General features: G+C 39.4%; 22 protein-coding genes and 1 tRNA gene. 6 read left to right on the top strand and 17 right to left on the bottom strand.

Going from position 1 to position 22,063, the window contains the following annotated elements:
• The 3 genes from FN732_RS04105 to FN732_RS04095 form a co-directional block, all read left to right on the top strand.
• On the top strand, positions 1-597 hold a 597-nt coding region (locus FN732_RS04105), incomplete at its 5' end, for an integrase core domain-containing protein (protein WP_142935020.1).
• Positions 598-766: 169 nt separating this feature from the next.
• Positions 767-853, top strand: a tRNA-Leu gene (locus FN732_RS04100).
• Between the two features lie 7 nt (positions 854-860).
• Positions 861-1,661, top strand: a complete 801-nt coding sequence (locus tag FN732_RS04095; protein ID WP_142935017.1) for an SIR2 family NAD-dependent protein deacylase — start codon at positions 861-863, stop codon at positions 1,659-1,661.
• Here FN732_RS04095 and FN732_RS04090 read toward each other — a convergent pair.
• From FN732_RS04090 to mtaB, 4 genes are read right to left on the bottom strand one after another with little or no spacing between them, the layout of a single operon-like run.
• Positions 1,647-4,805, bottom strand: coding sequence for a bifunctional diguanylate cyclase/phosphodiesterase (locus tag FN732_RS04090; RefSeq protein WP_142935015.1), 3,159 nt, complete (start codon positions 4,803-4,805; stop codon positions 1,647-1,649). The two genes, FN732_RS04095 and FN732_RS04090, sit on opposite strands and share 15 nt — an antisense overlap.
• 7 nt (positions 4,806-4,812) lie before the next feature.
• Positions 4,813-6,339, bottom strand: coding sequence for an ArnT family glycosyltransferase (locus FN732_RS04085; protein WP_142935012.1), 1,527 nt, complete (start codon positions 6,337-6,339; stop codon positions 4,813-4,815).
• The gene (locus FN732_RS04080; RefSeq protein WP_142935010.1) at positions 6,320-6,574 is read right to left on the bottom strand and encodes a hypothetical protein; all 255 of its coding nucleotides are present in this window, start codon (positions 6,572-6,574) and stop codon (positions 6,320-6,322) included. Before FN732_RS04080 ends, FN732_RS04085 begins: the two co-directional genes overlap by 20 nt.
• The gene (gene mtaB / locus FN732_RS04075; RefSeq protein WP_142935008.1) at positions 6,571-7,878 is read right to left on the bottom strand and encodes a tRNA (N(6)-L-threonylcarbamoyladenosine(37)-C(2))-methylthiotransferase MtaB; all 1,308 of its coding nucleotides are present in this window, start codon (positions 7,876-7,878) and stop codon (positions 6,571-6,573) included. The genes FN732_RS04080 and mtaB overlap by 4 nt, the downstream gene beginning before the upstream one ends.
• Positions 7,879-7,962: 84 nt before the next feature.
• On the opposite strand from mtaB, the gene FN732_RS04070 reads away from it, so the two are divergent.
• Together FN732_RS04070 and FN732_RS04065 are read left to right on the top strand one after the other, a co-directional pair.
• Positions 7,963-9,099, top strand: coding sequence for an FIST C-terminal domain-containing protein (locus FN732_RS04070; RefSeq protein WP_142935005.1), 1,137 nt, complete (start codon positions 7,963-7,965; stop codon positions 9,097-9,099).
• Entirely contained in the window at positions 9,096-9,698 is a 603-nt protein-coding gene (locus tag FN732_RS04065) for a GGDEF domain-containing protein (protein WP_142935003.1), read from the top strand. Before FN732_RS04070 ends, FN732_RS04065 begins: the two co-directional genes overlap by 4 nt.
• Here the strand turns inward: FN732_RS04065 and FN732_RS04060 are convergent.
• From FN732_RS04060 to FN732_RS04010, 12 genes are read right to left on the bottom strand one after another with little or no spacing between them, the layout of a single operon-like run.
• A complete protein-coding gene (locus FN732_RS04060) occupies positions 9,693-10,568 on the bottom strand; it encodes an ArsA family ATPase (RefSeq protein ID WP_142935001.1) in 876 nt (291 codons plus the stop codon). The two genes, FN732_RS04065 and FN732_RS04060, sit on opposite strands and share 6 nt — an antisense overlap.
• On the bottom strand, positions 10,568-10,834 hold the full coding sequence (locus FN732_RS04055; RefSeq protein WP_142934999.1) for a DUF7990 family protein: 267 nt from the start codon (positions 10,832-10,834) through the stop codon (positions 10,568-10,570). The genes FN732_RS04060 and FN732_RS04055 overlap by 1 nt, the downstream gene beginning before the upstream one ends.
• Positions 10,818-11,678 (bottom strand): lysophospholipid acyltransferase family protein, encoded by an 861-nt coding sequence (locus FN732_RS04050; RefSeq protein WP_142934997.1) that lies wholly within the window; start codon positions 11,676-11,678, stop codon positions 10,818-10,820. Before FN732_RS04050 ends, FN732_RS04055 begins: the two co-directional genes overlap by 17 nt.
• Positions 11,626-12,714, bottom strand: coding sequence for a tetraacyldisaccharide 4'-kinase (lpxK, locus tag FN732_RS04045; protein WP_142934995.1), 1,089 nt, complete (start codon positions 12,712-12,714; stop codon positions 11,626-11,628). Before lpxK ends, FN732_RS04050 begins: the two co-directional genes overlap by 53 nt.
• On the bottom strand, positions 12,695-13,879 hold the full coding sequence (locus FN732_RS04040) for a 3-deoxy-D-manno-octulosonic acid transferase (RefSeq protein WP_142934993.1): 1,185 nt from the start codon (positions 13,877-13,879) through the stop codon (positions 12,695-12,697). Before FN732_RS04040 ends, lpxK begins: the two co-directional genes overlap by 20 nt.
• Complete coding sequence (locus tag FN732_RS04035) at positions 13,880-14,539, bottom strand: 7-carboxy-7-deazaguanine synthase QueE (RefSeq protein ID WP_142934990.1); 660 nt, start codon at positions 14,537-14,539, stop codon at positions 13,880-13,882.
• A complete protein-coding gene (locus FN732_RS09555) occupies positions 14,532-14,696 on the bottom strand; it encodes a hypothetical protein (RefSeq protein ID WP_185954238.1) in 165 nt (54 codons plus the stop codon). The genes FN732_RS04035 and FN732_RS09555 overlap by 8 nt, the downstream gene beginning before the upstream one ends.
• A gap of 8 nt (positions 14,697-14,704) precedes the next feature.
• Positions 14,705-15,211, bottom strand: coding sequence for a cob(I)yrinic acid a,c-diamide adenosyltransferase (locus FN732_RS04030; RefSeq protein ID WP_246051324.1), 507 nt, complete (start codon positions 15,209-15,211; stop codon positions 14,705-14,707).
• Positions 15,208-16,305 (bottom strand): 1-deoxy-D-xylulose-5-phosphate reductoisomerase, encoded by a 1,098-nt coding sequence (gene dxr / locus FN732_RS04025; protein ID WP_185954237.1) that lies wholly within the window; start codon positions 16,303-16,305, stop codon positions 15,208-15,210. The genes FN732_RS04030 and dxr overlap by 4 nt, the downstream gene beginning before the upstream one ends.
• Positions 16,292-17,524: a histidine--tRNA ligase gene (gene hisS, locus FN732_RS04020; protein ID WP_142934984.1), complete on the bottom strand. Its 1,233-nt coding sequence runs from the start codon at positions 17,522-17,524 to the stop codon at positions 16,292-16,294. The genes dxr and hisS overlap by 14 nt, the downstream gene beginning before the upstream one ends.
• Positions 17,514-18,167 carry a uracil phosphoribosyltransferase gene (gene upp / locus FN732_RS04015; protein ID WP_185954236.1) on the bottom strand — a complete coding sequence of 218 codons (654 nt, stop codon included), beginning with the start codon at positions 18,165-18,167 and terminating at the stop codon, positions 17,514-17,516. Before upp ends, hisS begins: the two co-directional genes overlap by 11 nt.
• Entirely contained in the window at positions 18,164-18,829 is a 666-nt protein-coding gene (locus FN732_RS04010) for a YfgM family protein (protein WP_142934979.1), read from the bottom strand. The genes upp and FN732_RS04010 overlap by 4 nt, the downstream gene beginning before the upstream one ends.
• A gap of 41 nt (positions 18,830-18,870) precedes the next feature.
• Between FN732_RS04010 and FN732_RS04005 the strand changes: the two genes are divergently transcribed.
• The gene (locus tag FN732_RS04005; RefSeq protein WP_142934977.1) at positions 18,871-21,165 is read left to right on the top strand and encodes an EAL domain-containing protein; all 2,295 of its coding nucleotides are present in this window, start codon (positions 18,871-18,873) and stop codon (positions 21,163-21,165) included.
• On the opposite strand, the gene FN732_RS04000 is transcribed toward FN732_RS04005, so the two are convergent.
• Positions 21,129-21,992, bottom strand: coding sequence for an HpcH/HpaI aldolase/citrate lyase family protein (locus FN732_RS04000; RefSeq protein ID WP_281279905.1), 864 nt, complete (start codon positions 21,990-21,992; stop codon positions 21,129-21,131). The genes FN732_RS04005 and FN732_RS04000 overlap by 37 nt on opposite strands.
• Positions 21,993-22,063 lie beyond the last annotated feature (71 nt).

Raw genomic sequence — 22,063 nt, 5'->3', positions numbered from 1 at the left:
ACCAGAAGAGGACTTAGAGCCGATAAACCCGGAACAGTCCTCATAGATGTCAAATACCTCTACTGGTGCGGAAAAACCTTCTACCAATTCACAGCAATAGATAAATTCACCAGAATAGGCTTTGCAAAGGTTTATTCTACAAAAAGCAGCAGGAGTGGAAAACGATTCTTTCAAGAACTTGAAAAGTTTCTTCCCTTCAAAATAGAAAAGGTTCAAACTGATAACGGGAGTGAGTTTATAGGAGAGTTAGAGGATTACCTTAAGGAGAGGGGAATAGAACACTACTTCAGCTATCCGAGGTCTCCCAAGACCAATGCACACGTTGAAAGGTTCATACAGACGGTGGAGAAGGAACTGTGGATGATAGAAGGGACTGAGCCGAAAATTGATGAAATGAACAGGAAACTATTTAGGTATCTAAACTTTTACAACTTCGTTAGGCCTCATCAAAGTCTTGGTTATAAGACTCCAGTAGAGAAGTTTGAGGAATATATTAAAAAACTCCAGGGTGTCCACCATGTATTGAACGAGAACACCCTTTTTGTCCTGATTGGATATAAATATTTAATTAGAGCCTGTCCTCTTCGGTGCATGTAGTTTTGAGTGAGTTTGAAAACTTTTCTGAAGTTGAGAATTTTAGCTCTCATACCGGAGAGGATAGGCTTTTTTGTTTCCTATGGCAATTTTCAAACACCCTCGAACAATCGAACAATTCGTTGACAAATTCTAAATGACAGTTAATATTATCACGTAAAATGAAAAACCTGCCCGGGTGGCGGAATAGGCAGACGCGCAGGACTCAGGATCCTGTGGGAGAAATCCCGTGCGGGTTCAAATCCCGCCCCGGGCACCAATCAAAAATGAAAGAAAAGCTAATCAAAATTCTAAAAGAGGTAAAAAAGGTCGTTCTTCTGTCAGGTGCCGGTTTAAGTGCAGAGAGCGGAATTCCTACATTTAGAGGTAAAGACGGCCTTTGGAACAAGTTTAACCCGACAGAACTCGCAACCCCAGAGGCCTTTTTTCAAAATCCGCAGCTTGTCTGGAAGTGGTACATTTGGAGAATGCACCTTATAGCAAATTCCAACCCCAACCCTGCCCACTATGCCATTTCTAAAATGGAAAAAGTTTTTCCCCATTTTATTCATGTAACCCAAAACGTTGATGGACTCCACAGGGAAGCCGGAAATAGGAAGTTTCTGGAGCTCCACGGCTACATTTTTGACGGAAAGTGCAGATACTGTGGGGCTCTCTATCCTGAAAAGGAGTTTTCTGTTATCTTTCCTCTCTCAAGCAGGGAGTTTTTAAAGAAAATTTCCGAAGAGAAATTAAAAGAGGATGTATTCAGGAAAATTGATGGTGGGGAGCTCCCAATTTGTCCAAAGTGTGGAGAAGTTGTCGGGCCAGGTGTCGTCTGGTTTGGAGAGAGCCTGCCGGAGAATGTCCTTGAAAAAGCAATTCTATTTTCTGAAAACTGTGAGCTCTTTATAACTGTTGGAACTTCTGCAGTAGTTCAACCAGCAGCATCACTCCCTTTAATTGCGAAGAAAAGAGGAGCTTTACTTGTTGAGATTAATCCTGAGGAAACTCCCATTTCTAAATACTGTGACTTTACTTTTCGGGAATCAGCTTCCTCTGTTCTTCCCGACTTAATTTCCGAGTAGCTTACCAACTTCCTCCTCGGGAAGCGGTTTAGAGAAGAAAAATCCCTGAACGTAATCAATTCCCATACTCTTTACTATTTCAAACTGCTCTTCAGTTTCTACCCCTTCTGCTACAGTTTTCATGTTAAGTTCCTTTGCCAATGTTACTATTGCCTTTACTATAATCCTTGAACGTTCATCCTTAACCATTTTTCTCACAAACGATATGTCTATTTTTATAGTATCTGCATCTATATCCATTAAGTAGGAAAGGGAGGAGTATCCGGTTCCAAAATCGTCTATTGAAATTTTTAAGTTCTTACACTTTCTAAGTTCTTTAATAATTTCCTTCGATTTTTCCACCTCAGACATGTAGAGCCTTTCTGTTATTTCAAGAACCATTGGAGCAGGGAGCTCCTTTACATACTCCAAAATCTGTTTAGGAAAGTTCGGATTTTTAAACGTTCTTGCAGAAATATTTACACTTATAGGTCTTTTCCACCTCTTTATCTTTTCTGAAACTTCCTTTAAAGCCCATTCTCTAAATGGATTTAGATAGTTAGACTGCTCAAGAACGTCTATAAATTCACCGGGATAGTGAAGGATACCATTTTCATCCCTTATCCTTACAAGTGCCTCAAAACCGACAAGTTCTTTACTTTTTACATTAAAGTAAGGCTGATAGTGGAATAAAAATAACTCCTTTCTTACCGCATTAAATAGGAGATTGTCTACAACTAAAAATGAACCTATCTCCTTTTCCAAACTCTTGTTAAAAATTCTTATGTCACTACCTTTGCTCCTTTTAGCTGCCTTCAAGGCAACAGTTGCATTCTGTAAGAGCTCTTTAAACGTTCTTCCATCGTCTGGATAAACGGCAATTCCTCCATGAATGACTAAGTTCAACTCTCTATTTCCAACTTTTAAAGGGATGTACCGGTTAAGGATATCCTTAACCCTTTCAATAATTAAGAATAAATCCCTCTTATCTGACAAATCTTTGAGAAATATTCCAAATTCATCTCCCCCTATTCTTCCAACTATATCTTCTCTTTTAAAGTTACTTCTTAAGATTTCTGTAACTTTCCTTAAAACTTCATCACCAAAATCTGAGCCAAAAGTTTTATTAATGTAAGAAAAATTGGCTATATCCAAAATCAAAAGAGCAGACAAAGTGTCGGGATTTTTATTTAAGAAATCCTCCACGTGGACAGAAAAGCCATTAAAGTTATAAAGTCCCGTTAGAATGTCGTAGTACTTTAACCTCTCGTTCTCCTCAAGGAGAATTCTCTCTGTCGTTATATCCCTTCCAATTCCAACAAACCTTGACTCTCCGTCGGGAAGGGTTACAGGAACTATCTTCTGTTCCAAATAAAAGAGTTTCCCTGATTTGGCTCTATTTACAAATACAGCACTAAACTCTTTTCCAGAAGAAATTGTTTCCCAGAGTTTTCTATAAAATTCCTCACTGTGATAACCCGACTTGAAGATACTTGGCCTTTTACCTAAAAGTTCCTCTTTGGAGTATCCCGATATTTCGCATACATAATCGTTTACATACTCAATCTTTCCATTTTTATCTGTAATTATTACCCACTCCGTGGCCTTTTCTATTGAGTTCTCCAAAACAACGGATTTCTTAATGCTATCTATTTTCTCAAGAGCAAAACTTAAATCGTTGCTTAGTTCTTCAAACAAACTCCTATAAGAATCATCAAAGAAACGGGAAATAGGTGAGTATATGTTTAAAACAGCATAAACTTTACCGTTTTTCATTATAGGAACGGAAACAGATGATAGAAAATTCCTCTTTAACATTTCACTTTTCCAACGTTCTTTTCCTTTCTCAACAGAGGGATTTAGGACAATTTCCCCTTCTTCGTAAGCTTTAATCGTAAAATCTTCTGTATTTAAGATACTCTTATCTATAGAAACGTTAAAAACTTCTAAATACCTGTCATCTTGACCACATTTATATATCTTCTTAAACTTCTTTGTTTTTTCATCAATAACACCAATCCATGCAAATTTAATTTCTAACTCCTTTTTAAGAGTGCGACAGATAACCTCGAAGAGCTCCCTCTCTGTAAGAACCGATATGATTGCTCTGTTCACGTTCCTTAAGATACTGTAGAACTTTCTAAATAAAACCTCTTTAGTTACATCAATTATAAAAAGAAGACCTGCATATGAGTTTTGGTAGAGTATCGTACTTGAAAATACAAAAGCGTATATGTAATTCCCACTTTTTGTCCTCAACTTAACGTACTCGTAACCTTTAAAGAAGAATTCCCCCTTTAATCTCTTGTTGTATGCCTTTTCTACTACCTCTCTATAGTTTTCTACTACAATGTCTTGAGGTCTAAGTTTTTTTAATTCATCCAAGGAATATCCTAAAATCCTCTGAATGTTTTCACTTGCATAGACTATGGTATCTTTGTAAATTGCAATACCAACGTAAGGATTGTGGTAAACGGCCTTTGCAATATCAAAAATTTCCTTAGTTTTTAAAAATGAAATAATTGGAAGTTTTTCCGTTAAACCTTCAAGAAACTCATCTTCCGTTATTCTCTTCAGCTCATCAAACTTTTCTACATATTCTTTAATTTTTTCATAGTGCTCAGGTTTAACCATTAAGGTGTGTTCTAAGTTTGAATTTATTTTTAGAATAACAGGGGGTTTGTTGCTATCCTCTATCTCTAAATAGGTCTCCTCGTACATTATTCCAAAATCAGCGACACCTTCCTTTACTCTTTTGTAAACTTCACTTTGATTCTTGGAAAATGCAACGTTTGTCCTTAAAAAGTCAAAGTTTTCAATTATCAGTACAGGAAGTAAATTTGTTTCTACGTACGTTGTTATTACTGTGTTTGAATTCTCAAAAAATTTCTTGTATCCAATTACTACGAAGTTGTCCTTTTTATTCCTGAATCTTGCAATAGGCTTGTAACCTCTCTTGTATAAAGTATAGGAAATCACAGGATTTGAATAATAGATATCATAACTTGCCTTTAGAGCTTTATTTTTTTCCTCTAAATAGTTTTCAAAAGTAACTATTTCAATTTTTGTGTTTAATTTCCTCGAGAAGAAGTCTGAAAATTTCCTCCAGAATGAAAATTCCTTCTTAGTCTCTACAACGTGGGAGCAAACAGCAAAATTTAGCATTCCTTTCTCATTGCCTCAGAGATTTTATTCCGTAAGAGCACAGAAAAAACCTGTGTTTTCCTAAATTATACTCCTTTAAAACATTTCCTTCCCTCCTTTGAGACAGAAAGAGGGAATCTTCGGGAGGATTCTCTACAAAGTATAAGACCTTATTTTTGTACTTTTCAACGTAAAAACAGAGCTGTAAATAGGTCGTTTTCGTAAAAAGTTCATATTTCTCTGTATCCCTTGCTATCTGTTTAGCAGTAATTCTAACGGGAGGATACTTGTACTCTGCAATAGGATAGTAGTAGGAACTGTAAAATCCCCTTAAAATAACCATTAGTACAGAAATGAGAATAACTACGTAGGAAAAGTTGAACCTTGGAAGAAAAAAGAAATAAATTCCGTAGAGAAAAATAAGAAATATCAGTGTTTCCTTTAAAATCAGTGAAGGATACCCTGTGATTAAAACACCAGCAACAATTCCAAGTGGAACCAAAATTTCAACGGTAAATCTCAGTATCTCTTTGGCCCTCTTGTGTATGAGCTTTTCTTTAAGGAAGAATTGAGACAGGATTACTGAAAATAGAGGTAGAGCAGGCATAAGGTATCTCAGTCTGCTTCCGGGAAAAACCCAGTAAAGAAGGGTATCCAAGAGAAAGGTGATAGAGAAGACCTTTATTAAATTATCCTCTGTCCTCCAATTTATTCTCCTCTTAAAAATGTAGTAAAGGAAAATGAATGACCAAGGAAATGTCGAAAGTAGAAATCTAAAGGGATAAGTAGTGTAGTTCTTTACTGCGTGTAAAAAGTTAACTTTGCCGGGAGCTCTCGAAAGAACCTCAGAAAAGAGAGTTTTAATAGCTTGGTCTGTGTTAACTGAAAGGAGCCAGAGAAGAAAGGGAAAAATTCCTGCCAAAAGGCCGATTAGGTGATTTATTGAGAGGAGCTTTTTGAAATTTCTGTTTATAAGAAAGTAGGAGAACAGAAAAAAGAGGAAAAATTGGACTGCAGGGAGCCCCTTTGTTAAAAGGGCAAGGGATGTAAAAAAGTAACCCAAAAACCAAGCTGTAAATTCCCTCTTCTTCTCAAAGAAGTAGAAGAATAGGAGTATAGAGAGCGTTACAAACAGGGTAAAAATAGTATCTGGTTCACACTTTGTTGAGTATCCAAAGAGGACAACGAAGAAGGTTGGATATATGAGGGATGAAAAGAGAGCTCCTCTCCTGCCCAAAAAGTTTTTCAGAAGGAAAAAGAGTGTAAAGGAGGTTAAGAATACGGCAATGGCCGAAGGGAGTCTCAACGTTGTTTCAGAAACTCCAAAGGGGAGGGAAAGGAGCGAAGTAATCCATTCGTGTAAGGGAGGCTTTTTAAAGTAAGGAACTCCTAAAACGGTCGGCTGGAGAAAGTTGTTACTCTTTAGCATTTCAAAGGTGATTATTCCCCTTCTTGGCTCCTCGTGAATCAAAACCAGTGTTCCTACGTTTATTAGAAGGGCAAAGAGGAGAAAGAGGGAGAACCACTTGAAAAACTTATCTTCCCACTTTTCCATCCAAGTCAACCTCTTTAAAGAACTCATCCGGAACGTCGGGCTTTTCCCCTAAGGGGTGAAAATCAACCTCGTAGGAGGAGCAGTTTGGACACCTAAAGTAACTTATCCACATTTCACTGTCTCCTACAATGTCGGAAACCTCCCCCCTCTTGTTTACGTTCCTTGAGCCTACATACTCAAACTCTCCAACGTTTCCACACGTTGAACACTTCATGAGTTTCTTAAATTTCTTCATCTGTTTACAACCTCTCCGTAGTTCTCCTCCCTCTTCTCTCCAACCTTTTTCAGTTTAAATCTTACAACTTCTCCGGGAGGAACTTTCTTATCCAAGATTACGTTTATGTAGTTTCCTGTCAGAGCTCTGCTCCTTTTTCCTTCAATTTCGCTTAAAACCAGCCCTTCAAGTTTCCTTCCTAAAAACTGCTTTCTAAAGGAAATGCTCTTTTCCTTTCCTATTTCCCTCAAAATTTTAGCCCTTTCCTTCTTCTCCTCAGGGGAGACCGAATCCTTGAGTTTAGATGCAACTGTTCCCTCTCTCCTTGAGTATGGAAACACGTGAAGGTATCCTAAGGGAAGTTCCTCGATAAGTTTTCTTGTCTCCTCAAACTCCTTTTCAGTTTCCCCTGGAAATCCAACCATTACATCGGTTCCAATACAGCTCTCAGGCCTCAAGGAAACTATTTTCTCTACAACTCTCCTGTACTCCTCCGGAGTGTACCTTCTCCTCATCCTCTCAAGAACAGTTCTGCTTCCACTCTGGAGGGGAATGTGAAAGTGTGGAGCAACTTTTTCTGAGGAGGTTATAACCTCTATCAGCTCATCTGTAAACTCCACTGGCTCAACGGAGCTAAGCCTTAGAAGGTAAAGGTTTGGAATCTCTACTAATTTAGTGATTAATCTTGCCAGATTCCAGTCTCCCCCAAGGTCAACACCGTAACCACCCAAGTGAGTTCCCGTAAGGACAATTTCCTTGTACCCTGCAGAAACCAACTCCTCCGCCTGTTTTAGAACCTCCTCTGGTGGAAGACTTACCATCCTTCCCCTTGCCTTAGGAATGATGCAGTAGGAACAGAAGAGTTCACACCCCTGCTGAACTTTTAAGAAAGCCCTCGTTCTTCCCTCATAGTGCCTCAACGTGAGTGGATAAAACTTTCCATCCTTCCAGACCCCTTTAACGTAAACTCTTGGTAACTCTCCCCTCAACCTTCTCTCAACAAGTCCAACAATGTTGAACTTTTCAACGTTACCTGTTATAAAATCAGCCTCCTCTATTTTTTCCACTTCCTCTGGGTAGACTTCAGAGTAACATCCGGTAACAACTACAAGGGATTCAGGATTTGTACTCTTGGCCTTTCTCACGGCCTTTCTGCTCTTTGAGTCTGCCGTGTGAGTTACTGTACACGTGTTGATAATATAAACATCAGCCCTTTCCTCAAAGGGAACGACTTCATATCCTGCCTCTTTGAATCTTTCCTCCATGTAGGCGGTTTCGTGGATGTTCATCTTACAACCTAAGGTATAAAAGGCTATTTTCCTCAAGTTTACCCCTTTTAATTGAGATTTATCTTAAAATTATGGATGTATAATATAAATTGGGAACCAGATTGAGGATGATTTAATACTATGATTGCTACAGTCAACTGTTCAAAAGAAAACAGTCTCTACTTTGCCCTTAAGGAATTAAAAGAAAAAGTATCGAATTTAAAAACTAATTTTGATTTTTTTATCTTCGCCATACACCCAAAGTACGGTTACGAGGATGTGACTTACTTTATAAACAAGTTTTTTAAAACGGATAATTGGATTGCTTTTCATGCTTTAGATGCCTTTTCAAATACTGAAATAGTCGAAGGAATAAGCCTTTTAAGTCTGAAATTTGAGAAAAATGGGAGAATAGGCAAATTCCTTGTAGAAAACATAGAGGAACAGTCAGCACTAGAGAGAACTGCCGATTACCTCAACAGGAATACTGGTAAATTACACTTGATTTTTAGTGGCCTTTGTGAACACAATATGGGGTACTTCATCGAGAATTTAAGTAACCTATTAAATTACAGTTATGTTAATAACATAATAGGCGGTCTTTCAAGTGGATTTGAAAATGATGGAGAGGTTTTAACGTACCAATTTACAGAAAACAAGGTCATAAAAAATGGTTTTGTTATTCTGTCGTTTGACAACTTTGACTTTGAGATTGGAATTTCCCTCGGTTTCAGACCTTACGGTATAGCGTACACCATAGAAGATGCCTCAGGCTACAGGATATACAAAACTGATGATGGGAAAAACTTCTCTTACCTTGTTCAAAATCTGATGAAGGGAGTTGAGAACGACGTTAGAAATCTCTGGTATTCTCCTATAAATATATTGGATGAGAAGGACGGTTACGTTGCAACGATGAGGACTTTTAGGAAAGTTGAAAAGGACTACGTTGAATTTTACGGCCCTGTAAAGAAGGGACAGAAGTTTAAATTCTCCTACGGAGATAAGGATGAGATTCTTGAGGAGGATAGAAGAGTTGCCCTTAAGGTTAAAAAGTCCATTAGATATCCTGACGTTATTTTAAACTTCTCATGTACCGCAAGACAGTTCGTTTTGGAGGATTTAAACTACGTTGAAAATGAAATTTACACTCAGGTTCTAAATGCCCCACTCTTTGGTTTCTTTACCTACGGTGAAATAGGACCGGACAAGTTCTTTAAATCACTGAAGTTTTACAATCAGACATCTCTTCTCGTAGCTTTGAGGGAAAAACAATGAGAGAGAACGTAAAGATTACTATTCTGAAGAACTTACTTGAAGAGGTTACGAAGAAGTACGACTACTTTCTCCTCCAGAGGGAAAAACTTTTGGAGGAAACCTACAAGTTATCGGTTACTGATGAATTAACAGGTCTCTACAACAGATACTACGTTCTCGACAGACTGGAGAACGAAATTGAGAGAGCTCTGAGGGAAAAGACAAGCTTCAGCGTAGTTATGTTGGACCTTGATAACTTTAAAAGGATAAACGACAAGTACGGCCACCTAAAAGGAGACGAAGTCTTAAAGAAAGTAGCAGACATTCTAAAAAAACACTTTCGTTCTTACGATGTAGTTGCAAGATTTGGAGGTGATGAGTTTCTAATCCTCATTCTATCCAGCGAAAGTAAAAACAGAATAAAGAAAAGACTGATGGACATAAGAAGGGAGATTGAGAAGATTTTCCCGGAGGAAAATCTTTCTGTTTCCTTTGGAATTGTAACTTTCCCCAGCGATTTTAAGGGATTAAAGAACAAGGATGAAATAGTAAGGATTTTAATCTCCACCGTTGATTCGTTAATGTACAAGGATAAGAAAAAGAGAAAGGGGATGTTATAGACCAAATGCAATACTTCTTAGGGATTCAACCCCTTTAGGTTCTTTCCCTTTCTTTGGAATAACGAGAAACTCCGTTCTGTACTTCTTGAACTCCCTCTCTATTTTTGAAAGTTCCTCTTTACTTTCAATTTTGTTTGCAACAATGAGTCTTACCACAATTCCCAAATTTCGGAGCTCCAAAAGAGTCCTTCTTCCTATCTCAACGGTTAGCGTTTCAGGATTTACAACAATTGAAAAGAGGGTTCTGGGAGAGAAGACGAGTTTTCGGAGCTCCCTTATCTGATTTAGTCTTTTCCTAAGTATCCTTACAACTGGGTCGCTCTCAACTTCTGTTCCCCCTGCCATTTTTCTGTACTTTAAGGACTCCTTCCTCAAATTGATAAGTCCTTCAAGCCATTTTTCACTTATCTGGGGGGATGACAGGAGTCTAACCGTAAAACCTGAAGGGGCGGTATCAAATACGACCTTTTCAAATTTCCCCCTTTCCAAAATGGCCGTTCTGTACATTAAATCCAGAGTGGCAAGGTCAAAAGCCCCAGGAGAGTAATAGGCAAGCTCAATCTGCTTCTCAATCTCAGACAGGACAACAGGGCTCAGAATCTCCCTTGCCTCTCTTTTTACCCTTTCAAGGTAATTTTTAATCTCTTTTTCAACGTTAAACTCAACTGCATAAAGGTTTTCTACAACTTTAGTCGGTTTTTCACCTATTTTTCTGTCAAACGTCAGAGAGAGGGAATGGGCGGGGTCCAACGAAACAACTAACGTTCTGTATCCCTTTTCTGCAAGCTTTACTCCAATCGCGGAGGAAACAGTGCTCTTTCCTACTCCCCCTTTTCCTGAGCAGAAAAAGGTGTCGTAATTTTCAACCATTAGGGTTCTCCAAACTCCTTAAGAGCTCTATCAAGAACGGTTTTCCTGTTGGAGCTCCTAACCTCCCAATTAGGAACCTCCTCTCCCAAGTAGGGAAGGAGTTCAACAAGATAGTAGTACATAGGATTTGGAATTCCCAACCTTTCGCTTAGGATAACTGTTAAGAGCTGGTCGTTTAGAGTTCCCTCCTTATACTCAACCCTTTCAAATGGGTCTCCTACCGCTCCCTTAAAAAAAAGCTTCAAAAACTCAAATAGCCTTCTCACCCTTCCACTCCCTAAACTCAGGTGAGTTCCTCCACCTTCTGTGGAACCAGAACCACTGCTCTGGATGTCTTCTAACTGCTCTCTCAATTGCGGATGTGTACTTTTGAGTCAACTCCTCAACACTCCATTCAGGGTATATCGGCTCGTAAACCTCAATTCTGTACCTTTCACCCTCAAGGAAACAGAATGCTGGAATTACAGGCTTACCGGTTTTTATAGATAGAAGTGCCAATCCCTTGTTCGTGTAGGTTTTTCTACCTAAAAACGAGGTTAGAACACCTTCCTTTACCTTTGGCCTCTGGTCTAAGAGGACTCCCACGTAGTTTCCTTTCTTTATCTCCTTAAAAATCTCAATACCTTTTCCCGTTGGAATAACCCTAATTCCAAACCTTCTCCTTATTCCATTTATAAGTTTGTCAACTCTTTTGTTTTTCATTGGCTTTGCAACCACTGAGAGCTTTCCTTTACTTAGGATTGAGAAGAGAGCTCCCATTATCTCCCAGTTTCCTATATGGGCTGTAAGCAGAAAACCACCTCCCTCTGGAACAACCGAAGGGTCAACAGGAAGAAAGAGGTCTTTAATTTCTTCTTCGGAATACTTCGACATCCTAAAGAAATCAACAGATGCCTTGAGGAAGTTTTTAAAGCTCTCTCTTCCAATCTCCTCTGGAAAACCTGTAAACCTTAAATTTTCCTCACAAACCTTCTTTACCCTCGGAATGTTGTAGAGGATACTTCCCAACTTTTCGGCAATTGAAAAAGCCCTCTTTCTATCTAACTTCTGAATTCCGCTAACGGTTAATTTTAAAGTCAGATATTCCAGAAGTTGCGAGACTTCCTTCAAATTCCTCCTCTTCGTTTCTCTCTGTATTTTCAATGTTTGCCAGGAGAAACTCCTTAAGCCCATAGGACTCCAACCTTAAAACGGGAGCCTTTGCCTTTGGAACCATTCCTCTCAGCTTTATCAAATCCTTTTCTGTTGTTACAGGGTTTTTTAAGTTTTGGAGCTCCATTGCCTCAATAGCGGTGTACCTGTGGTGGTCTTCAAAGACAATAAGGTTTCTAATTCTGTATCCCATCTTTATAACCATTTCAACAAACTGTCCAGGGTTTCCTATTCCGCAGAAGAGGTCAACTTCCTTATCCTCCGGAGGTAAGGTTCTGTTAAATCCTGAATCAACCCAGTACTTAAATGAAAACTCTGCTCTGAAAATGGGCTTTTTAAAGGTTTTCAGGTAGAGCTCCAAACTCTCCAACCTCTTTTCATCAATCAAATTACTCCTCGTTATTACAAAGGCATCAGCCCTCTCAAGGCCACTTAAGGGTTCCCTCAAAAGGCCTAAAGGTAAGCAGTAGTTATCTCCGAATGGATTAAAGGGGTCTACTGCAACCAAGTTTATCTTGGGCTTTACCTTTCTATGCTGAAATCCATCGTCAACAATTACAACATTTGCTCCTTTCTCAAATGCAAATTCAACTCCATCAACCTTTAAATTTGAAACAACCGTTTTATAGCCTTTTAAGGAATAAACGGCACACTCGTCACCGAACCTTTCAGGTTCGGGTTCGGCAAAAACAGGCCCCTTTTCCTTTCCCCTGTATCCCTTACAGACTATTGCAGGGGAAAATCCAGACTCCTCTAAGAGTAGGTAGATTGATTCTACGAGGGGAGTTTTTCCGCTTCCTCCTGCAGTTATGTTTCCAACAGAAATTACAGGAAGATTAAAGGACTTACTCTCAAAAAAGCCTGAATCGTAGAGCCTGTTTCTGAGGAGAGCTCCAAAACAGTAAAGTTTCGAAAGGAGGTAGAACGGGGGAAACAGGAGGCCGTAAAGTCCCTCTCTCTTTAAAACCTTCCTCCTAATTTCGTTGTAGTTCAACTCTCTCTCCTAAAAACCTCAAAATCCTTTCCGTTACTCCTCTCCTTTCCTGCCAGAGGAAGTAACTCTCCTTTCCAAGCTTACTCCTCAATTTAGGCTCCTTTAACAGTGTCAACAAACAGGGGTAGAGCTCACTCCTCTTTAAAACGGGAACTTTCAACGTTTGGGCAATCTCCTTAAACTCATTTCCAAACTCACCGATTAACGTCGGGACTTTAAGTGCAACAGGTTCAACGGGGTTGTGCCCTCCAATTCCCTCAACAAAGCTTCCTCCAACCACTGCAACGGTTGCGTAGGAGTAGAGAGAGGAGAGCTCTCCAACGGTGTCAACAATGTAAAACTCTGTTTCCCTTCTAACCCTCTTTGTTCTGCTTCTGTACTCAACGTTTCCCGAAATATCTATCCTCCTTCCAACGTGCCTTGGAGCTATCACTGTTAAAATGTTTGGAAAGTCTCTCTTTAGTTTTTTGTGAACCTCTACGGCCAACTCCTCCTCTCCCTCGTGGGTACTTCCCCAGATAACTACCGGTCTTTCCTCATCGATTTCAAGTGAGACCCCCTTTTCTGGAGGTTCGTAATCCAATTTAAGGTCTCCTACGACTTGAACTTCCTTAAATCCAAGTTTTAAAGCTCTTTCTGCATCCTCCTCGCTTCTTGAAAGGAAAATCTTGTCACTAAATAGGGGCTTTAAAAATCCTTCAAACCTTTTTATCCTCCTGTACGTTCTTTCACCAATTTTTCCACTAACGAAGATGGTTGGAACTTGGAGCTCTGAGGAAGCTTTAAGAAGGGAAGGCCAGATTTCCGTCTCGTAAATAAGAACGGCCTTAGGGGAAGTTTTCTTTAGAAAGTTTTTAACGATAGGGTAAAGGTCAATTGGAGAGATTCTTGAAGGAATCTCAGGGTAAATTTTCCTTGCCCTTTCAAGACCGTAGTCTGTAAAAACCGTAAGAGAGACTTTCCCTTGGAGGGCTTTAACAAGTGGCTTTACAGAGTTAACCTCACCTATACTTGAAACGTGAAGTAGAAATTTTTGTTTCCCCTCCGAGAATTCTGTAGAAAATCTATTTTTTAAACTTACTTTTCCCCTCTTACTTACAGTCTTTTTAAGGAGAGGAAAAAGGGGAATTGAAACGGAAAGGAGTAACTGGTAGAGCCAGAACATTCACTTTACTCCGATAAACTTGTGAACCTGAGGAATTATCCTAATTCTGTACCTGTTTATAAAATCCCTGTTAGAAAAGATTAGGGAAATAACTCTTTTACAGGTTTCGGAGTAATTTTCAGTTGGAACGTTTAAGGGTTGTAAAACAATAGGTTCAGGAACTTTCTTACTTTTATTCAAAAAATCCTTAATCACACTAAAGTCTTCCTCCGAAAAGAGCGTAAACTTAAGCTCAAGGTCAGTATAAAACTTTAGAAACATTTGAAGTTCCGAAAGAGGGAATTTAACTCCCATCGTTGGAGGTTTAGGTGAAACGACCAAGTGGAGCTTTTCCTTTGGGAGCTCCCTAAACATATGACCGCAGGTCTCTAACGTTATCCTCCTAACTTGGGAAAAACTCGAAAGTTCTTTAAGGAGCTCCGGTAAATCCTCCTCCTCTAAAGGTTCTCCTCCTGTTATAACAACCTCAGGAATTCTGCTCTCCTGTACTATTTTAGAGATTTCATTTAATGTGTAATCCCTCCCTGAATCCCATGAGTACTTTGTATCGCAGAACTTACAACCAACAGAGCACTTTCCCGTTCTTATGAATATTGAGGGAGCTCCAAGGGTTAATCCTTCTCCCTGGATGGACTCAAATATTTCGCAAACCCTAATCATTCTTCTTCTCAACCTCAACAGGTGACTTGACTTTTACATTGTAGTTCTTACCTACGTAGTAGCCACCAGCAGCCCCAGCTCCAGCTGCTATAAGGGGTAGGCAACTTTGAAGGGTAAAGGAAAGAGAAAGTAGAAGAAAGGCAGTTAAGTATCTCATCGCTTCTCCTAATAATCTATGCCAGGTCTTGCTTTTTCTCCTCTGTAAAAAGGGTGTTTTATTAGTTGAAATTCTGTAACGTAGTCTGAAACCTCTATAAGTCTTCCCGTTGCATGTCTTCCCGTCAGCACAAGTTCCAGACTCTTAGGTTTCTCTAAAATCAGGGAAAGGAGCTCCTCTTCCTCTATTAGCTTTAAAAATACGGCAACGACAACCTCGTCCAAAACCAAAACGTCAACTGAGTTCATTCTGTCCCTTGCAATTTTTAAGCCTTCCTCTGCCCTTCTCTTGTCCTCCTCGTTTGGCCTAAAGTCGTAGTCAGGCCTTCCCGTCTGTATAAACTCAAAGTTAGGAAGTTTCTTTGCAGTAATCATTTCGCCCGTCTCTTTTCCTTTAATAAACTGAATGAACGAACACTTAAGACCCCTTCCTATAGCCCTTATACAGAGACCTACTGCTGCAGATGTCTTTCCCTTTCCATTTCCCGTGTAGAGATGAACGTATCCCTTTCTCAATGGAATCTCCTGAAAATTTCCAACGTTAGTTCCTTTGCCCTTCTGTCAATTTCAACGACCTCTTCAATGGTTTCTGGCTTTTTGAAGTCTGCCCTGTTGAGAGCCTCCTCAATTAGCTTAGGAATGTCTGTAAATCTAATTTTTCCGTTTAAAAAGAGCTCCACTGCAACCTCATCGGCAGCATTTAAAACTATCGGATAGGGGTATCCCCTCTTTAAACTCTCATAGGCCAACTTCAAGCAGGGAAACCTTTCAACGTCGGGCTCTAAAAAGGAGAGGCTAAGTCCAAAGAGGTTCAACTTCATCTCCTCACCTAACTCCAACCTCTCGGGGTAGGATAGGGCATAACTTATCGGAATTCTCATGTCGGGAATACCAATTTGAGCCTTTACAGATTTGTCCTTAAAGACAACTAACGAGTGAACGATACTCTGAGGATGGATGACGACCTTTATTCTATCCAAAGGAAGTTCAAAGAGCCAGTAGGCCTCTATAACCTCCAATCCCTTGTTCATTAAAGTTGATGAGTCAACCGTTACCTTTTTGCCCATATCCCAATTGGGGTGTTTAAGGGCCTCCTCAGGTTTTACGTTTTCAAGGTCTTCCCTTTCTAAAAAAGCTCCGCCTGAGGCCGTTAAAACAATCTCCTCAACGTCCTCCTTTCTCTCACCTACTAAACACTGAAAGACTGCAGAGTGTTCACTGTCAACGGGAATAATCTCCTTTGCTTCCCTCTTTATAAACTCACCTGCACAGACCAAAGATTCCTTATTTGCAAGGGCAATTCTCCCTCCTTTCCTTGAAGCCCAGTAGGTTGGAAGGATTCCGGCAGAGCCTGAAATGGCACATACAGCCACGTCAAAATCGGTACTCTCTATCAGCTCCTTTATCCCCTCTAAACCCCTTTCAGAAAACAGAACGTAGTTTTTGACGTCTAACTCCTGCGCCTGTTTTAAAAGTTTTTCCCTGTTCCTTCCCGCAACAAGACCAACAACTTCAAACCTTTCGGGAAACCTTTTAACTATGTCAATCGTACTCTCACCTATTGAGCCGGTCGAACCTAAAATGAGAACTCTCCTTTTAGAGCCTTCCAAGAAGCTCCTCCAGACCTTCAACTCTCTCCTGCTTTCCAGTCTCTAAATCCCTAAGAGAGAAGAAATCGTTTTCAACCTCCTCTTCACCTATTATTAGTGCATACCTTGCCCTGTTCCTATCGGCAGCCTTCATCTGTGCCTTAAAACTTCCTCTCCTGTGGTCAATCTCTGACTTTACTCCCTTTTCCCTTAAAAACGAAACAACTTTTAATCCCCTTCTATAGGCCTCCTCTCCCCTCGTTACGACAAATACTCCCTCCCTCCTTTCCTTAGATTCTGGAAGGAGGAGGATAGCTCTGTCTATTCCCATTGCAAAGCCTAAAGCAGGAGTCCTTGGCCCTCCTATCTCCTCTATGAGGTCGTCGTACCTCCCCCCTGCAAGGACTGTGCTCTGAGCTCCGAGCTTGGAGCTCTTAAACTCAAAGACCGTTTTCGTGTAGTAGTCCAATCCCCTTACAAGGAGTGGATTTTCTACAAACGGAACGCTGAGGAGTTTTAAGTACTCCTTAACCCTTTCGTAGTGCTCCTTACATTCCTGACAGAGGAAATCTGTAATTTTTGGAGCTCTACTCACTACCTCCTGACAGCTCTCCTCCTTACAGTCAAGAACCCTTAAAGGATTTCTCTCCAACCTCTCCCGACAGGTAGGACAGAGTTCATTTACTCTTTCCCTCAAAAATGAGATTAGAGCTCTCCTATACTCAGGCCTGCACTTTTTACAGCCTATGGAGTTTATCTGGAGCTCCGCATCAATACCTAACTTTTTAAGGATGTCTGAAGCAACCTTTATGAGCTCTGCATCTGCTCCCGGCTCCTTAATTCCAAAGACCTCACACCCAGCCTGAAAGAACTGCCTCTTTCTTCCTGCCTGAGGCCTTTCAAACCTGAACATAGGACCTACGTAGAACCACTTTGTAAAGGGCTCCCTCGCATAGATACCGTTTTCTACGTAAGCCCTAACTGCCGATGCTGTTCCCTCAGGCCTCAGGGCAATTGTTCTCCCTCCCTTATCCTGAAAGACGTACATCTCCTTTTGAACTATGTCCGTTGTCTCCCCAACGCTCCTCGTAAAGAGCTTTGCCTCCTCAAAAATTGGGAGTATTACCTCCTTAAAGCCTGAAAGCTTTACAATTTCCTTAAAGGTATCAACCACCCTCTCGAACTTCTCACTTTCCGGTGGAATTATGTCCTCAACACCCCTTATGGCCTTAAACTCCATAGCTCTCAACTACCTCCACATCGTCAGTTCCGCAGAACCTATCCCCTGCATCTCCAAGTCCCGGAACAATGTAACCGTAATCGTTCAACCTTTCATCAACAGAGGCCGTGATTAGAGTTGCTTCTTTAAATCTTCTTAACCTCTCTATCCCTTCAGGAGCAGATACAACGGAGACGAAAGTTATGTTTTCCTCTCTAATTCCATTTTCCATTAAAATCTCTATTGACTGTTCTGCAGTTCCTCCCGTTGCAAGCATGGGGTCCAAGATAATGTACTTTGCTCCTTCAACTTTTGGAAATTTAACGTAGTAGTTTACAGGCTCAAGGGTTCTTTCGTTCCTGTACGTTCCTATGAAACCTATCCTTCCCTTTGGATAGAGGTTAACTGCAGGGGGAATGAGAGAAAGCCCTGCCCTTAAAATCGCAATGAAGACAACTTCCTGTGAAATTTTTCTAAAGTTTCCTTCCGATACGGGAGTCTTTAAATTAACCGTCCTTGTCTTTACGTCCTTTAAAGCTTCAGAGATTAAAAGCGTTCCTAACCTCTCCAAGTTTTCCCTGAACTCCTTTGGAGAAGTCTCTCTGTTCCTCAGTGTTGTTAGGAGCTCCTCCTTTAGAGCTCCCTCTAAAATCTTTAGCTTCACTTCATCAACCTCTCTGCAAGCTGTGATATGGGAAGGTTTGAGTAGTTCCCCTTAATCGTCTCTAAGTACATTCTCGCATCGCCCTTTTTATTTTCCATTAGTGATATTATTAGTTTATCGTAAATGGCCTCAGGGTGAGTCCACTCATCCCTTTTCACTCCACCTAAAATCCCTTTAGCCTCGTTTAGTTTTTTTTCATCTATCAGGATGGCTGAAAGTGACGTTTTTGATGGAGGAGATAGGAGAAAGCTTTTCACGTTAGTTAAATCCTTAAAATCCTGCTTACTTTTAGTCAACTTTCCCAAAAGGAACTTAGAGAGTTTTCCCGAAGGAGCACTTCCGTATTTCCTTACGGCTTCTTTAAAGTACTCAATTGCCTTCTTCTTATCTCCCTTATCTAAATAGTAAAGCCCTTTGTCTGTTATCTCGGCTGCCTTTAGTTCTATACCTTTTGAGTAGAAGGAGTACCCGGCGTAAACTCCTCCGAATAGGAGTATAATAATTAACGCACTTAATATTTTTTTCCTGTGCTTTTCCAAGAAGTGGAGAACGAAGTATATGTCGGAAACCAACTGTTCGGCCTGTGGAGTGTCAATCTTTTCCGGAATGGAAACTTCCCTCTTTTCCTTCTTTTTGAGGACTTTGTACGGTGGCTTTTTCAAAGCTGTTCCTCCAATTGAAATTTTTGAAATTTTAGCACTTTATGTTAGGGAGAGTTATGAACATAGGTAAGGAACGGTTCACATACCAGTTGGTTCTCGTATTTCTTTTGGTATCTACCTTAATCTTTGCTGGATTTAATTTTATCTTCTTAAAACAAAAATTAAATGAAATTGTTTATTCAACAACGATTGAGGAAACCAAGCTTACGCTGAAAAATAACGTTGAGTCCTCACATAAAGCTCTTAAAAAGTTAAAGGATTTTCAGATTAAAAATGCAAAGAAAGAGATTAAACAGTTCGTTGATGATGCCTGGATTGTAGCAAACAGTATTTACTACTACTGTAAAAAGAGAGGGTGTAGCGATAATCTAATTAAGAAAATTATTAAGCGAACATTAACAAATTTTAAACTGTTCAATGGAAAAAGTTATATTTTCATCGATGAAGTAAAGGGAAAAGTATTTTTAAATCCAGCCTTTCCACAAATAGAAGGTAAAAGTATGTGGAATTGGAGGGATTTAAAAGGAAATTTTGTCCACAGAAAATTTGAGGAAAAAGTTCTCTATTCTCCAAACAACGAGGGTTTTGTTTCCTACTACTGGTATCTTCCAAATACTAAGAAGATGGATGAGAAAATTTCCTTTGTGAAACTTTTTAAACCTTACCACTGGATAATAGGAGCTGGTATTTATAAAACTGATATCTTAAAAATGACAAGGGAAGTTTTTTCAAATGTTCTATCTGCTTACAATGTTTTTGCTATTGATAATCTGAACAGTTTCAAACTTTTAAGAGGATATAAGCTTAAAGATATCTCAAATGGAATATTAATTCAGCTCAAAAATAAAATTTACTATGTGAAATATTATAAAGATGTAAATCTAATCTTAGCTTCATATGTAAAATTACCAGAATTACTAAAAAATGTTTACCTATACAAGAGAGAATTTGTAGAAAATGCTAATCTTGCTATAAATATTATTTCTTCTATTGTCCTATTTATTATTCTGGTTTCAGGAATAGGCCTGTATATAAGTAATAGACATCTAATGGGAACGTTAAAAAGTTTGATTGAAAGCGAAAAACAACTCGCAAAGTTGAATAGGAAACTTTTACTAACTGCCTATAAGGACGATGTTACGGGACTTCCAAACAGAAAGAAACTTTTGAACAGGATAAATCAAATTTTTGGAAGGGAATTCTGCTTTGCAATTCTGGACGTTAGGAATTTTAAGGAGATAAACGAAGTTTTTGGATTTGAGGGAGGAAATAGAGTTTTAAGGGAACTTGGTAAAAACCTTAGAAAGGTTGTTAGGAACTTAAAAAAAGACTGTTCTATTTATAGAATTAGAGCAGACCAGTTTGGAGTTCTCTGTTGTGATACAAATGAGTCACAGTTTAAAAGTTTTGTTCAGCAGGTTATAAATAAATTGGAATCGATGAGTATAAATGTGAGGGAAATTAATTTAAAAATGGATGTAGTAGCTGGAATTTCAAGCAACTCCTCAAACTTTCTGATAGAAGCCGAAATGGCACTGGAGGAAGCAAAGAGGAGACAGGTAGATGTATTCGTTTTTGATGAGGAACTCCAGGAAAAACTTAAAGAAGCAGAGAAGAACGTAAGGGTAGCTTTAAAGGTCAAAAAAGCTATTGAGGTCGATGGAATTGTTCCTTATTACCAACCGATAGTTAACTTGAAAACACTCACTCCAGAAAAGTACGAAGTTTTAATGAGATTAATGTTGGATGGAGAATTGCTAAACCCAGGAGATTTCCTTCCCATTGCAAAAAAACTTTCCCTGTACAGGAAACTTTCAAAACGCCTCATGGAGAAGGCTTTTTCCACCTGTGCAGAGAAAGGTATTGGTATCTCCGTTAACATCTCCTCCGATGATTTGGTAGATGAAAAGATGGTTGATTGGATTCTTTCATTGCTCAAGGAATTTAATATCGGTGATAAGGTTTGTTTTGAAATAGTTGAAACGGAAGCCTTTAGCGATAAAAAGAGATTAATGGACTTCTTCTTTAAAGTTAAAGATTTAGGAGCTTCCTTTGCGATTGATGACTTCGGAAGCGGATATTCCAACTATGAGTACTTAGCTGTTGTGAAACCGGATTTTATTAAAATAGATGGAAGTCTAATTTTAAAAATTCCCCAGTCCAAGGACATTGAGAAATTTGTTGCTCATACTGCAGAGTTTGCTAGAGATATTAATATAAAAACAGTTGCAGAGTTTATTAGTAATGAAGAACTTTACAAAAAGGTAAAAGAACTGGGAATTGACTACGGACAGGGATTCTACTTTGGAAAACCATCTCCAGAAATTCCTGCATAACGAAGGAGATTGAGAGCTCCCTTGTAAATCGGCTGGTCTATAAATTTTCCCTTGTATGGAATACCTCCCTTTCCTTCCTTAAGAGCTCTCTCATAAATTTCAACAATCTCCCTTGCTTCCTCAATTTCCTCTTTAGTTGGAGAAAATACCCTGTTTGCAACTTCAACCTGACTTACCGATATGCACATCTTTCCTGAAAATCCAATTTCCCTCTCTTTCTCTGCCTCATCCTCAAAGCCTTTTAAGTTCTCGTAGTCCTGAAATGCAGGAGCTATCGGGTGAACTCCCTTACTCCTTGATTCGAAGACAAATTTCTCCCTTACAAATCTTCCCAAATCCCCTTGAGATAGCCTATGGGAAAGAGAGAGTTCAGAGAAGAGGTCAAGGATTCCAAGATAAACGGCGTTAATTCTCTCTGAGGAGGAAAGGATATCTAACAGCTTGTTAACTGCCTCAGGAGTTTCTATTGAGAGCTGAATTTTTATAAAATTTCTCTCAATTCCCTTAGAGAGTTCAAAGGATGTTATTATCGAATCAAGGGTTGAAACATCTTCAGGTCCTTTCACCTTACTGAGTCTTATTGCATGGGGAACTACAGGTAGAAGGGTCGTTATGTCCTTCCAAAAATGTTTGGAATTTATGGGATTTATTCTCAGTACAACTTCTTTAGAACCATCCAAGGGTGTGTTTATCAGAAACTTTCTCAAAAACCACCTTGCAAATTCCTTCCTATCCTCCGAAACTCCATCCTCAACGTTGAAAATAACTACATCTGCAGGTCTCAGAAGAGCCTTTTTAACGTGGTTTATTCTGTCTCCTGAAACTATCAGTGCAGAGCGTTTAAATGGATTTTCAACGGGCTTTCTTTCCTGTAATTTTTCAGGGAAATTGAAGAGCT

The organism is Balnearium lithotrophicum (genome assembly GCF_900182585.1).
Classification (GTDB): domain Bacteria; phylum Aquificota; class Aquificia; order Desulfurobacteriales; family Desulfurobacteriaceae; genus Balnearium; species Balnearium lithotrophicum.
This window is presented reverse-complemented; position numbering and strand designations above follow the sequence as displayed.